Below are 301 nucleotides of genomic sequence, written 5' to 3'. Positions count from 1 at the left end.
TCGATTTCCTGCGGCGGGTGCCCTATCTCGATTTTGTCGTCTCGGCCAACCTGCTGTCGCAGCTCGGTACGGGTGCACAGCATCGGCTGGAACGGCAGAAAATAGCGGCTGCGCCTGATGATCTCCTGCCGAAACTCATTCATACGCATCTCGATGCGCTGGCCGGTCTGCCCTGCAAGGTGTGCCTGGTGACGGACACCGCCTTCGATGTCATCGGCAAGGATGGAAGCCTGCACCAGCACGAAGACCTGCTGCACGGCATTGAGCTTGCCGCGCCCGCCGCTGCATGGGAGTGGCCGCT

Annotated in this window: 1 pseudogene; it reads left to right on the top strand. The window is 62.1% G+C overall.

The window, feature by feature from the left end:
* Positions 1-301 (top strand): annotated as a pseudogene (locus EN804_RS36220) (hypothetical protein); the annotation flags it as partial.

Origin of the sequence: Mesorhizobium sp. M8A.F.Ca.ET.161.01.1.1 (genome assembly GCF_004792105.1) — a bacterium.
GTDB lineage: Bacteria > Pseudomonadota > Alphaproteobacteria > Rhizobiales > Rhizobiaceae > Mesorhizobium.
This window is presented reverse-complemented; position numbering and strand designations above follow the sequence as displayed.